The organism is Streptomyces sp. NPDC030245, assembly GCF_055572995.1.
Genome location: NZ_JBVICF010000014.1, coordinates 91007 through 102739, shown reverse-complemented (window position 1 = coordinate 102739; position 11733 = coordinate 91007). Strand labels below are relative to the sequence as shown.

Annotated in this window: 11 protein-coding genes; 5 read left to right on the top strand and 6 right to left on the bottom strand. The window is 70.9% G+C overall.

The window, feature by feature from the left end; all coding sequences use genetic code 11:
* Window positions 1-2: 2 nt before the first annotated feature.
* From ACZ4Z4_RS32100 to ACZ4Z4_RS32085, 4 genes are read right to left on the bottom strand one after another with little or no spacing between them, the layout of a single operon-like run.
* Complete coding sequence (locus tag ACZ4Z4_RS32100) at window positions 3-722, bottom strand: ABC transporter permease (RefSeq protein ID WP_468335182.1); 720 nt, start codon at window positions 720-722, stop codon at window positions 3-5.
* Window positions 723-734: 12 nt separating this feature from the next.
* Window positions 735-1646, bottom strand: coding sequence for an ABC transporter ATP-binding protein (locus tag ACZ4Z4_RS32095; protein WP_468335177.1), 912 nt, complete (start codon window positions 1644-1646; stop codon window positions 735-737).
* Window positions 1643-2560, bottom strand: a complete 918-nt coding sequence (locus ACZ4Z4_RS32090) for an ABC transporter permease (RefSeq protein ID WP_468335175.1) — start codon at window positions 2558-2560, stop codon at window positions 1643-1645. Before ACZ4Z4_RS32090 ends, ACZ4Z4_RS32095 begins: the two co-directional genes overlap by 4 nt.
* Window positions 2557-3555, bottom strand: coding sequence for an ABC transporter ATP-binding protein (locus ACZ4Z4_RS32085; protein ID WP_468335554.1), 999 nt, complete (start codon window positions 3553-3555; stop codon window positions 2557-2559). Before ACZ4Z4_RS32085 ends, ACZ4Z4_RS32090 begins: the two co-directional genes overlap by 4 nt.
* A gap of 259 nt (window positions 3556-3814) precedes the next feature.
* Here ACZ4Z4_RS32085 and ACZ4Z4_RS32080 point away from each other — a divergent pair, with 259 nt between their 5' ends.
* The 4 genes from ACZ4Z4_RS32080 to ACZ4Z4_RS32065 all read left to right on the top strand — a co-directional run bounded on the left by ACZ4Z4_RS32080 (window position 3815) and on the right by ACZ4Z4_RS32065 (window position 8400).
* The gene (locus ACZ4Z4_RS32080) at window positions 3815-4666 is read left to right on the top strand and encodes a M24 family metallopeptidase (RefSeq protein ID WP_468335172.1); all 852 of its coding nucleotides are present in this window, start codon (window positions 3815-3817) and stop codon (window positions 4664-4666) included.
* Complete coding sequence (locus ACZ4Z4_RS32075) at window positions 4663-6456, top strand: SDR family oxidoreductase (RefSeq protein ID WP_468335169.1); 1794 nt, start codon at window positions 4663-4665, stop codon at window positions 6454-6456. The genes ACZ4Z4_RS32080 and ACZ4Z4_RS32075 overlap by 4 nt, the downstream gene beginning before the upstream one ends.
* The gene (locus ACZ4Z4_RS32070; RefSeq protein ID WP_468335166.1) at window positions 6453-7385 is read left to right on the top strand and encodes a metal-dependent hydrolase; all 933 of its coding nucleotides are present in this window, start codon (window positions 6453-6455) and stop codon (window positions 7383-7385) included. The genes ACZ4Z4_RS32075 and ACZ4Z4_RS32070 overlap by 4 nt, the downstream gene beginning before the upstream one ends.
* 82 nt (window positions 7386-7467) lie before the next feature.
* Entirely contained in the window at window positions 7468-8400 is a 933-nt protein-coding gene (locus tag ACZ4Z4_RS32065; protein WP_468335163.1) for a MerR family transcriptional regulator, read from the top strand.
* A 134-nt stretch (window positions 8401-8534) separates the two neighbouring features.
* Here ACZ4Z4_RS32065 and ACZ4Z4_RS32060 read toward each other — a convergent pair whose 3' ends face one another.
* Window positions 8535-9446, bottom strand: a complete 912-nt coding sequence (locus ACZ4Z4_RS32060) for an LLM class flavin-dependent oxidoreductase (protein ID WP_468335160.1) — start codon at window positions 9444-9446, stop codon at window positions 8535-8537.
* A 204-nt stretch (window positions 9447-9650) separates the two neighbouring features.
* Here ACZ4Z4_RS32060 and ACZ4Z4_RS32055 point away from each other — a divergent pair, with 204 nt between their 5' ends.
* Window positions 9651-10559 (top strand): Cof-type HAD-IIB family hydrolase, encoded by a 909-nt coding sequence (locus ACZ4Z4_RS32055; protein ID WP_468335157.1) that lies wholly within the window; start codon window positions 9651-9653, stop codon window positions 10557-10559.
* A 30-nt stretch (window positions 10560-10589) separates the two neighbouring features.
* On the opposite strand, the gene ACZ4Z4_RS32050 is transcribed toward ACZ4Z4_RS32055, so the two are convergent.
* Window positions 10590-11672 (bottom strand): murein hydrolase activator EnvC family protein, encoded by a 1083-nt coding sequence (locus ACZ4Z4_RS32050; RefSeq protein ID WP_468335154.1) that lies wholly within the window; start codon window positions 11670-11672, stop codon window positions 10590-10592.
* Between the last annotated feature and the right edge of the window lie 61 nt (window positions 11673-11733).

Here is an 11733-nt window from a genome sequence, read left to right as displayed (position 1 = left end):
GCTTACTCCTCCCCGGCCAGCGTCAGCGACCTGAGCTTCTGTCCCGCGTACCAGGTGGCGAGCGCGGTGACCGCGACCAGCAGGACCGTCGCGGCCGGCAGGCCGACGTCCGAGGTGATCAGGTCTCCCTCGCCGACCTTCTGGGCCACGGCGAGGGACCACTGCTGCACGCTGAGCGTGCGTGCCCCGGAGACCAGCGACCCGAAGAGGGCCTCCCACACCAGGGCGTAGACGAGCCCGAAGACCACCGCGTGCCGGGTGACCGTGCCGAGCAGCAGGAAGATCGCCGCGTACGTGATGGAGGCGACCAGCGCCGCGACGGTGTAGGCGATGGCGATCTGCTGGCCGTTGCCGTTCAGGATCATCCCCGAGACGAAGGTGGGGATCGCGGAGAACGCCATGGTCACGGCGATGGCGACGATCAGCTTGGTGAAGATGATCGTGGGGCGCCCGACCGGCTTGGAGAGCAGGTAGACGACCGACCCGTCGTCGATCTCCGGGCCGATGGCGCCCGTGCCCGCGATGACCCCGATGATCGGCACCATGGTGGCGAGCGCGAAGCCGCCGAGCACGTCGACGGCCACTTGGTCGTCGGCGCCGCTGAAGCCGCGTACGGCGGCGGAGATGGCGATCAGCAGGACGGGCAGGGCGAAGAGGATGAGTGCCCGGCGGCGGCCGAGCAGGGCCCGGTAGGTGAGCCGGGCGACTGTGGGGTTGTACACGATGGCTCCCTTTCAGGCCGCGACGAGGTAGGAGAAGACCGATTCGAGGGACTCGTCCGACGGCGAGACCGTCAGGAGCCTGATGCCGTGCTCGCGGGCGACCCGGGGCAGCAGCGTCGTGAACCGGCCGAAGTCGACCGCCTGGACGCGCAACACGTCCTCCTTGAGGTCGACTTCGATGCCGGCCGTCGAGGGGTCGGCGATCAGCGCGGCGGCCAGCGCACGGTCGTCGCTGGAGCGGATCAGATAGCGGTGGGGCCGGTCGGTCATCAGGCGGCGGATTTTGCGGAAGTCGCCGCTCGCCGCGTGCCGTCCGGCGACGATCACCTCGATGTGCGAGGCCAGCTGTTCGACCTCTTCGAGGATGTGCGAGGAGAACAGGACCGTGCGGCCCTGGTCCCCCATGGTCCGCAGGAGCTCCATCAGCTGCATGCGCTGGCGCGGGTCCATGCCGTTGAAGGGCTCGTCGAGCAGCAGTACGGCCGGGTCGTGGACGAGGGCGGAGGCCATCTTCACGCGCTGCCGCATGCCCTTGGAGTACGTGGAGATCTTCCGGTCCTGCGCGTACTCCATCTCGACCGTGGCCAGCGCCCTCTTCGCGGCCCGCTCGTCGAGGCCGTGCAGTTCGGCGTTGGCGACGACGAATTCGCGGCCCGTGAGGAAGTCGTACATGGCCTCCCGCTCGGGGACGATGCCGATGTGCTCGTAGATCTGCTCGTTCCGCCAGATCGGCCGGCCGTCGAGGGTGACGCTGCCCGTGGAGGGGGCCAGGAAGCCGCCCATCATGTTGATGAGGGTCGACTTGCCCGCGCCGTTCGGACCGAGGAGCCCCGTGACTCCCGGGCCGATGTTCATGGTGATGTCGTTGACCGCCACCACGTTCCCGAACCAGCGGGAGGTGTGGTCGATGTTGATCGTGCTCACAGCCCGACCTTTCGGTAGCGGCGCATCATCGCGCCGTAGCAGCCGGCGATGAGGCCGAGGACGACGACTACGTAGACAACGCCCACGCCCGACGAGGGGCCTTCCCCTCCGGGGAAGGCGGAGGTGGCGCCGAGGAAGGCGGTCTGCACGCCGTCGATGAGCGTGATCGGCGAGAAGAGTCCGAGCCAGGCGATGGCGTCGTGGCTGCCCTGTTCGTAGGCGATGGCCTGGACGGTGGACACCGCTCCGTAGGTGATGGTCAGGACGGCGATGACGGCGGCGATGCCAAAGCCGCGGCGGGGAGTGACCGCCGCGATGACGAGGGCGATGCCGGAGAAGAGCAGGGAGAGCAGCGCCACGGAGACGAGTCCCTGGGCGAACCCCGTGCTCTGGTCGGCGAAGTCGAGCTTGGCGAGGAGCGCCCCTACGTAGAGCACGAGGAGGGGGGCCGCGGTGAGGACGAAGAGGGCCGAGGTCATCGCGGCGAACTTGGCCACTACGTAGTCACCGCGCTCGATGGGCCGTGAGAAGTAGAGCGGCACGGTCTTGAAGCGCAGGTCCCGGGAGACGGTCTGCGGGGCCTGGGCGGCCAGGAAGAGGCTGATGAGGGCCTGCATCACGATCGCGTAGCGCGTGTAGTCCAGGGGGAGGTCCTTGGCCTTGGTGGCCACGGCGACCGCCACCATGATCGCCGCGGGCAGGCACATCACCGCGAAGAGGATCATCGGCAGGACCTTGGACTTGGCGGAGCGTCCGAGGCCGTACGCGCCGCGCAGGCTCTGGGAGAAGAGCGAGCGGCGGGCGTAGGAGCGGCCGAGGCGCGGGCCGTCGTAGTCCCGGTAGCCGATGTTGTGGATCCGGGTGGACTCGGGGGTCCGGGTGGACTCCGGGGTCCGGGTGGACTCGGGGCTCATCGCGCCGGCCTCCTGTCTGCTGTGCGGCTCTGCTGTGCGGCCGCGGTGACGGGCTCCGGCCGGGACGCGTCCTGGTCCTTGAAGACCTCCGCGATGTGGTGCCTGCGCTGTTCCATCCGGACCAGGCCGAGGCCGAGGTCGGCGACGAGGTCGCGCACGATGTCGTACGTCTCGTCGCCCTCCGCGGTGAGCAGGATCGTGTGTCCGGCGCCGGGCAGTTCGCCGCCGCTCTCCGTGGCTATGTCGCGCGCCCGCAGCGCCTCGCGCAACGCCCGGGTGCCGTCGGGGTGTTCGTCGCTGTCCGTGACCTCGACGGCGAGCGTCGTGGTGGTCCGGGTGAAGTCGGTGGTGGAGCTGGACCGCAGGAGCTTGCCGCCGTCGATGACGACGACGTGGTCGCAGGTGCGCTCCAACTCGCCGAGCAGGTGCGAGGTCACCAGGACCGAGATGCCGAAGTCGGTGTGGACGCGGCGGATCAGGCCGAGCATCTCGTCGCGGCCGACCGGGTCGAGGCCGTTCGTCGGCTCGTCCAGGAAGACGAGGCGGGGGTCGTGGACGAGGGCCTGGGCGAGCTTCACCCGCTGCTTCATGCCGGTCGAGTAGCCGCCCATGGGGCGGTACCGCTCTTCGTAGAGCCCGACGTGGCGCAGGGTGTCCGCGGTGCGCTCGCGGGCCGCGGCGGGCGGGAGGCCCGACATACGCGCCATGTGGACGACGAACTCGGTGGCCGAGACGTCGGGCGGCAGGCAGTCGTGCTCCGGCATGTACCCGACGCGCTCGCGGATCTCGCCGCCGCGGGTGGCGACGTCGAGGCCGAGCACGGCGGCCCGGCCCTCCGTGGCAGGGGAGAGACCCAGCAGGATCTTGATCAGTGTGGACTTGCCGGCTCCGTTGGCTCCGACGAGTCCGGTCACACCGGGCCCGATATCCATGGAGAGCCGGTCAAGCGCGGTCACCCTCGGGAACCGCTTGCTCAGGCTTTCGGTCGCGATCACAGTCACGTTTCGACGGTAGTGGCGCAGACCACACCACCGCGTCAGACCATGGGCCTGCCCTGCCCTCACTCTGGAGTATTACGGGCCCGTAGGGGTCGTCCGAAGGTCGCCCCCTGGGGGATCTCCCGGACCTGTCCCGCGGGGTGGGACGGAACTATTGACGTAGCCGCCAGGCATTGTCACATTCGTCAGTGTCAAGTTACGACCGCGTACGGCGATGGACCGGACACGGTGGACCGGACTCGGGACGGACGGTGGCATGACCTCAGCGGTGGCAGGTGAACTCTCCGCGGAGCTGCGGGGGTTCAGGGAAGTGCAGACCCTTGCGTACGCGTGCGCGGAAGCGGTCGCGGCACAGCTCAAGCCGGGTGTGACGGAGCGCGAGGCCGCGCGGATGCAGCGCGAGTGGCTGCGCGAGCGGGGCGTGCGGGACTGGTTCCACCTGCCGTTCGCCTGGTTCGGGGACCGCACGGCGTTCGTGAACTTCCGTATACCGCTGCACTTCTTCCCGACCAACCGCAGGCTGGAGCCGGGGATGCCCTTCATCCTCGACATGGCCCCGGTGTACAAGGGGTTCACGGCCGACATCGGGTACTCCGGCTGCCTCGGGCTCAACCCCGTGCACGACAAGCTCCTCGCCGATCTGGAGGCGCACCGCGAGCTGATCCTGCGCGAGGTGCGCGAGCGCCGCCCCCTGCGGGAGATCTACGAGGACGTGGACCGGCTCATGGTCCGCCAGGGCTATGCCAACCGCCACCGCGCCTATCCCTTCGGCGTCATCGCGCACAAGGTGGACCGGGTCAAGGAGCGCCGACTGACCCCGCACCTCTTCGGGTTCGGCACCCAGTCGCTGAAGGGGCTGGCGAGCGACGCCCTGCGCGGCCACCGGGACGGCTGGTCCCCGCTGTGGTCGCCGTACAAATTCTCCGACCACCCGCCCCGCGAGGGGCTCTGGGCGGTCGAACCGCACCTCGGTTTCAGGGGTACGGGCGCGAAGTTCGAGGAGATCCTGGTCGTCACCGACTCCAAGGACCCCGAGCAGAGCGCGTTCTGGCTGGACGACGACCTGCCGCATGTGCGGCGCTGGGCTGAGGAGAGGGCCGCCGCATGACGACCGGAGACATCGCCAAGGGCACCGGCAAGGGCCTGCGGGACGCGCGCGAGCGCTGGGTGCGCACGGGCGGGGTGGAGCTGTGCGTCGCCGAGCTCGGCGACCCCGACCGGCCCACGGTCCTGCTGGTGCACGGCTATCCGGACTCCAAAGAGGTGTGGTCGGAGGTGGCCGAGCGCCTCGCGGACCGCTTCCACGTCGTGCTGTACGACGTCCGCGGCCACGGCAGGTCGACCGCGCCGCGGCCGCTGCGCGGCGGCTTCACCCTGGAGAAGCTGACCGACGACTTCGTGGCGGTCATCGACGCGGTCAGCCCGGACAAGCCGGTGCACGTGGTCGGGCACGACTGGGGCTCGGTGCAGTCCTGGGAGTTCGTCACGGTCAAGCGGACGGAGGGCCGCATCGCGTCGTTCACGTCGATGTCGGGCCCGTCGCTCGACCACTTCGGCCACTGGATCAAGAACCGCATGACCAGGCCCACGCCCCGCAAGGTCGGCCAACTGCTCGGCCAGGGCGCCAAGTCCTGGTACGTGTACATGCTGCACACCCCCGCCCTCCCCGAGCTCGCCTGGCGCGGTCCGCTCGGCAAGCGGTGGCCGAAGATCCTCGAGCGCGTCGAGAAGGTCCCCGCGGGCGACTATCCGACACCGTCGCTGCCCCAGGACGCCGCGCACGGCGCCTGGCTCTACCGCGACAACATCCGCGCGAGGCTGCGCAGGCCCCGCTCCGACGCGTACGCGCACGCGCCCGTGCAACTCATCACGCCCACCGGGGACGCCTTCCTCTCCGAGCGGCTCTACGACGACTTGGAGCAGTGGGCCCCGCAGCTGGTCCGCCGCACCCTGTCGGCCAAGCACTGGGTGCCCCGCACCCGACCCGACCAACTGTCGGCGTGGATCGGCGACTTCGTCACGGCGAACGAGGACGGCCTGCCCACCAAGGACAGCCCGGCCACCGGGAAGTACGCCGACCGGTTCGCGGGCCGGCTCGTCCTGGTCACCGGGGCGGGCAGCGGCATCGGGCGGGCCACCGCCTTCGCGTTCGCCGAGGCGGGCGCGCGCGTGGTGGCCGTCGACCGGGACGCGGAGAGCGCTGCCCGCACGGCGGAGATGGCCCGCCTGATAGGTGCCCCGGACGCCTGGGGAGAGACGGTCGACGTCTCCGACGAGCAGGCCATGGAGAAGCTCGCCGAGCGCGTCGCCACGGAGTACGGCGTGGTGGACGTCCTGGTGAACAACGCCGGTATAGGTCTCGCAGGTCCCTTCCTCGACACCACCGCCGAGGACTGGAAGAAGGTCCTCGACGTCAATCTGTGGGGGGTGATCCACGGCTGCCGGCTCTTCGGCAAGCAGATGGCCGAGCGCGGCCAGGGCGGCCACATCGTCAACACCGCGTCGGCGGCGGCGTACCAGCCCTCCAAGAGCCTGCCCGCCTACAGCACGTCCAAGGCGGCGGTCCTGATGCTCAGCGAGTGCCTGCGCGCGGAGCTCGCGGACCAGGACATCGGTGTCTCCGCGATCTGCCCGGGCTTCGTGAACACGAACATCACGACGACATCCCGTTTCGTCGGCGTCGGGGCCGAGGAGGAGAAGCGCCGCCAGAAGAGGTCCGCCCGGCTGTACGGCCTGCGGAACTACCCGCCGGAGAAGGTCGCCGACGCGGTCCTGCACGCCGTCGTCAAGAACCAGGCGGTGGTGCCTGTCACCCCCGAGGCCCGTGGTGCCCGCTTCATGTCCCGCCTCAGCCCCAAGGCCCTGCGTGCGATCGCCCGGTTGGAGCCGCCGTTGTGAGCACGGAGAAGGAGCCCGGCACACGCACCGAGGACCACTACACGATCGTTCCGCGCCGGGTCTCGTTCGACTGGGACGGGACACCGCTGCACTGGATACCGGACGAGCCGACGGCCACCCACGTCATCAACGTCCTGCATCTGCTCCTCCCGGCGGGAGAGCGGTGGTTCGTGAAGGTCTTCAAGGAAGGCCTGCCACTGATCACCGACCCGGTGCTGCGGGGAGACGTCAAGGGGTTCATGGGTCAGGAGGCCACGCACAGCGTGCAGCACGCGCATGTGCTCGACCACCTGGCGGCGCAGCACCTCGACACCGCCGACTTCACCCGGTACGTCGACTTCCTCTTCGAGAAACTCCTGGGTGAGAAGCCGCCGTTGGGTGCCCCGATATCGACGCGCGAGTGGCTGCGCTTCCGGCTGTCGATCATCGCGGCGATCGAACAGTTCACGGCGGTCCTGGGGAACTGGGTGCTGCACGCGGAGGGCCTCGACCGCGCCGGGTCCGACGAGGTGATGCTCGACCTGCTGCGGTGGCACGGTGCGGAGGAGGTGGAGCACCGCGCGGTCGCCTTCGACATGTTCCAGCACTGCGGCGGGCAGGGCCTGCCCCGGTATGCCCGCCGGGTCGCGGGCATGACGGTCACGGCGCCCGTGATGCTGTACCTGTGGTTCTGGGGCACGGCCTATCTGCTCCGCCACGACCCCCGGCTCGCCGGGCGCCTGCGCTACTCGCTGGGCGAGCACAACAGGGCGGTCCGCAAGGGGCTGCTGCCCACCTGGCGCGAGCTCGGCACGGCCATACCCCGCTATCTGCGGCGGTCGTACCATCCCTCGCAGGAAGGCTCGTTGCGCAAGGCCGTCGAGTATCTGGCACAGTCGCCCGCGGCACGGGCGGCCGCGGGCGCGATCGGCCGGTCGGTCACTGCCTAGCGGCCCCGGCACGGGCGCCGGCGCGGGCTCCGGCACGAGTCGGTGCGGGCCCAGGCGAGAGTCATCACGGAGGACGGGCAGCGTGGAGTACCGCATCGAGGACCTGGCGCACCACAGTGGCGCGACGGTCCGCACGATCCGCGCCTATCAGGACCGGGGGCTGCTGCCCCGCCCGGAGCGGCGCGGCCGGTCCAATGTGTACGGGGACGCGCACCTGGCACGGCTGCGGCAGATCGCGGACCTGCTCGACCGCGGGTACACCCTGGCCTCCATCAAGGAGCTCCTGGAGGCCTGGGACGCGGGCAGGGGCCTCGGCGGGGTCCTCGGCCTCGCCGCGGAGGTCGACGGCCCGTGGACGGACGAGAAGGCTGACCGGATCACCCGTGCGGAGCTCGACGCGGCCTTCGGCGGCACTTCGGACGAGGCGGCGGTGGCCGACGCGGTCGCTCTCGGCGTGCTCGAACCGATGCCGGGACGCGAGGACGAATTCCTGGTACCGAGCCCCCAAGAGCTCGCCGTGGCCGTCGAGTTGCACGCCGCGGGCGTTCCGTTGTCGGCGATATCGGGCCATTTGCGGGAGTTGAGGGGGCAGGTCGAGCACATAGCGTCCCGTTTCCTGGAGTTCACGACGGAGCACGTCTTCGCCCGCTATCTCGGAGCTCACCCGCCGTCCGAGGCGGACGCGGCCGAGGCTGCCGAGCTCGTGCGCAGGCTCAGGCCGCTCGCCCAGCAGTCGGTCGACGCCGAACTCGCGCGTGCCATGCGCCTGTTCGCCACCCGGCACCTCCGGCAGCACCTTGCCCCCGGCGAGCCGGCCCCACAGGCGGATGAGCCCCAGATGGTGGCGGTGCCCGGCTCCACAATGCGAGCCGTACAGGCCCTGGTTGGCGAGGAGAACGCGGCGGCGTTCATCGCGGCGGCCGCCGAAAGGGAGGTCCAGACAAGGACGTTGGACGCCCTTGCCGCAACCACCGGGCGACCGGGGCAAGTTGGGCAAACGCCGCCTGTCGCCTAGGAGTTGTCCACAGATTTATCAACTGGCCTGTGGATAACTTGACTTGGCTGTGGATCAAACCTTCGGGCCCCAATTCGCCGATGAAAAGCTGATGGCCGGAGGTCGAGCACGCGGGAAACCGATCGCCGTGGCTGTCAGCCGAGCTGCCGGACAGCCTCCGTGGCGATCTGTTCGAACACGGACTGCTCCGCCGCGAAGTCGGAGCCGGGGATCGGCCAGTGGATCGCGAGCTCCGTGAAGCCGAGCTCCTGGTGGCGTCCGGCGAAGTCCACGAAGGCGTCGAGGGACTCCAGCGGGCGGTTGCGGTCGGGCGTGAAGCCGGTCAGCAGGATCTTGTCCAGCTCGACCACGTCCCGGCCGATGTCCGCACAGGCCTTGCCGAGCTTGTCGACCTGGTTCCGGAGCGCCTCTCGGGACTGCTCGGGAGTGCCGGCCTCGAAGAGCTTCGGGTCCCCCGTGGTCACCCACGCCTGCCCGTGCCGGGCCGCGAGCCTCAGACCGCGCGGGCCGGTGGCCGCGACGGCGAAGGGCAGCCTCGGCCGCTGCACGCAGCCCGGGATGTTGCGGGCCTCCAACGCCGAGTAGAAAGTGCCCTCGTACGTCACCGAGTCCTCGGTCAGCAGCCGGTCGAGCAGCGGCACGAACTCGCCGAACCTGTCGGCGCGCTCGCGCGGCGTCCAGGGCTCCTCGCCGCTCTTCAGCAGCGTCGTGGCGTCGAACCCGTTGCCACCGGCGCCGATGCCGAGAGTGATCCGGCCGCCGGAGATGTCGTCGAGCGAGATGAGTTCCTTGGCGAGCGTCACCGGATGCCGGAAGTTCGGCGACGTGACGAGCGTCCCCAGACGCAGCCGCTCGGTGGCCGCCGCGGCGGCGGTCAGCGTGGGCACCGCACCGAACCACGGGCCGTCGCGGAAGGTGCGCCAGGCCAGGTGGTCGTACGTGTACGCCGTATGGAAGCCGAGCTCCTCGGCCCGCAGCCACTGGTCGCGGCCGCCCTCCTGCCAGCGTCGTACGGGAAGGATCACGGTGCTCAGGCGCAAACTCATGGTTCAGAGCTTACGGCGGGGCCGACGGGCGGGTTCATGGCCTGAGCCGCACGCCGGGCAGCACCCCGAGCTGTATGCCGGGCAGGCCGGGCAGTACGCCGGGCAGGCCGGGCGGCACCCCATCCGCACGCCGGGCAGTACCCGAGCACTCAAATGTGCGCCCCACCGCACGGCCGTGCGCGCATATGCGGGACAATCGACGGCGTGACCTCAGCTACCCCAGGGCCCCAGAACCCGGCCACCACCGCACCGGCGGCCGGCGGCCCGGCCGCGCCGCGCCCACGGCCCCGGCTGATCGCGACGGACCTGGACGGCACCCTGCTGCGCGACGACAAGACGGTCTCGGACCGTACGGTCGCCGCGCTCGCGGCCGCCGAGGAGGCGGGCATCGAGGTCTTCTTCGTGACCGGCCGCCCGGCCCGCTGGATGGACGTCGTCAGCGCCCACGTCCACGGTCACGGCCTCGCCATCTGCGGCAACGGCGCCGCGGTGGTCGACCTGCACGGCGGCCCCGGCACCCACAGCTTCGTCAAGATCCGCGAGCTGGCACGGGAGTGCGCCCTCGACGTCGTCCGCAGGCTGCGCGCCGCGGCGCCGGGCACGTCCTTCGCGATCGAGCGGACCGGAGGGCTCCACCACGAGGAGACGTATCCGCCGCTGCACATGGAGCCGGGGGAAAGCGTCGCGCCCGCCGAGAAGCTGCTGGCCGAGACCCTGGCGGACTCCGCTGTAGCCGTGCAGCCCGTCCTGAAGGTCCTCGCCTTCCACCCCGGCCTCGCCCCCGACGAGTTCCTGGTGCTCGCCCGCGCGGCCATCGGCGACCGGGCCACGGTCACCCGCTCCAGCCCGAGCGCCCTCCTGGAGATCAGCGGCCCCGGCGTCTCCAAGGCCAGCACCCTGGAGCTGTGCTGTGCCGAGCGCGGCATCACACCGGCGGAAGTCGTCGCCTTCGGAGACATGCCCAACGACATCGAGATGCTCGCCTGGGCGGGTACGTCGTACGCGATGGGCAACGCCCACCCGGACGTCATCGCCGCGGCCTCCGGACGCACGGTCGCCAACAACGACGACGGCGTCGCGGTCGTGATCGAACAGATCCTGGTGGACCGCTGAAGCCGCCCCTGGGGCCCGACCGGCGGACCGCTAGAGCCTGACGCCCCGCCGCGCCAGCCACTTCCGCGGGTCGACCCCCGAGCCCAGGTGCGGCGTGAGCCGGGTCTCGAAGTGCAGGTGCGGCCCGGTCGAGTTGCCGGTCGTGCCGGCCTGGCCGACCCACTGGCCGGTGCGCACGCGGTCCCCCTGGTCGACGGTGACGGCCGCGAGGTGCGCGTACTGCGTGAAGTACCCGCCCTTGTGCCGCACCACGACCTCGATGCCGAAGGCGCCGCCGCACGACACGCGCTCCACGCGGCCCGCGCCCACCGACCGCACGGGCTCCCCGATGTCGACCGCGAAGTCCTGTCCGGTGTGCCGCCCGGACCAGCGGCCGCCGACGCTGTCGAATCCCGCGGAGAGTTCGTACGTCTCCACGGGCGCTACCCACGCGCGCGTGCCGGGCTTTCTCCGTTGGTGCGGACGTTGGTGCAGACGTACGGCGCCGCGGCACTTCCCCGCCGCGACCGACCGGTCGGCCTCGCCCTGGAGGTTCCACTGCGCCGTCTCCAGCTTCCGCTCGATGCCGCGCTTCAGCTTCGCCAGGCGGGCGGTGCGCCGGACCAGCGAGCGCCTGGCACGGTCCGCCCTGACCTTGGCGGCGGTGAGGTCGGCCACCGCCCGCCGGGTCTTGGTGACGGCGCTGTTGACGGCCAGATCGGCGTGCCACAGGGCGCGCCTGCCGCGCATCACGGCGTCGGGGCTGTCGGCGAGGAGCAGCTGCGCGGTGTAGGGGAGGCCGCCGCCGGTGCGGTACTGGGCGCTGGCCATCCTGCCGAGGTCGTCATGGAGCACCGCCACGTGGCGGCGCTCCACGGCGAGGCGTCGGTCCAGTTTCCGAACCTTCGCCTTCTCTCTGCGCGCTGCCCGATGGCCCTCTTCGTAGCGGGCGGTCGCGGCGGAGGCCTCTTCGTAGAGCCGTGCCACGTCGGCGCTCGCGCCCGGCCCTTCGGAGGCCGCGGCGGGCGGCTCGGGCCCGAGCAGCGCGATCAGCAGCACCGGCAGGCAGAGCACCGGGACGCGGAGGAGCGGGTGCGGACGGTGACGGTGACGGCGACGGCGGCTCGAACACATGTCACGGATCGTTGCCCGCCGCGATGGCGCGGATCCTGCGCGACTCGGGCACTCGGGGGGC